General features: G+C 58.3%; 1 rRNA gene. It reads right to left on the bottom strand.

The window, feature by feature from the left end:
- Positions 1–38: 38 nt before the first annotated feature.
- Positions 39–791: ribosomal RNA gene (locus SM755_RS23310) — 23S ribosomal RNA — on the bottom strand; the annotation flags it as partial.

The raw sequence follows: 791 nt of genomic DNA, 5'->3' as shown, positions 1-791 counted from the left end.
CGTCCGGACCCGTTCACGAGTCCGATCCAGATGCAGTATGAATGTGTGGCTTGGCCGATTAGTGCTCGCGGGCTCAACGTCTCGTTGCCTCGACGCGTACACCCCGAGTCTATCGATCTTCTCTTCTAGAAGTGGCCTCAGTGGTTCCTCTTTTCCAGGTGGGTTTCGAGCTTAGATGCGTTCAGCTCTTACCCCGTGGTGCGTGGCTACCCGGCACGTGCTCTGTCGAACAGCCGGTACACCAGTGGCACCCATTCGGAGTTCCTCTCGTACTATACGAACGTTCCTGTCAGGAACCTCACACCCCCAATAGATAGCAGCCGACCTGTCTCACGACGGTCTAAACCCAGCTCACGACCTCCTTTAATAGGCGAACAACCTCACCCTTGCCCGCTGCTGCACGGGCAGGATGGAGGGAACCGACATCGAGGTAGCAAGCCACCCGGTCGATATGTGCTCTTGCGGGTGACGACTCTGTTATCCCTAAGGTAGCTTTTCTGTCAGCAATGGGCCGCATCAAGCAGCCTCATTGGTTCGCTAGACCACGCTTTCGCGTCAGCGTCCGTCGTTAGGCCGGACACTGTCAGACTTCCGTATGCTCTTGCGCTCTTTCCCGCGTCTCCGACGCGGGTGAGGAAATCTTGGGGCGCGCCCGATATCTTTTCAGGCGCGTACCGCCCCAGTCAAACTGCCCGGCTACCAGTGTCCTCCGCCAGGAGTGAGAGTCGCAGTCACCATCGGGTAGTATTTCAATGCTGCCTCGGTGGCCCGCTAGCGCGGGTACCTGTGTA

This window comes from Natrialba sp. PRR66 (assembly GCF_034808065.1).
GTDB lineage: Archaea > Halobacteriota > Halobacteria > Halobacteriales > Natrialbaceae > Natrialba > Natrialba aegyptia.
Note: the sequence above shows the minus strand (reverse complement) of the source record. Positions and strands in the feature narration are given on the sequence as shown.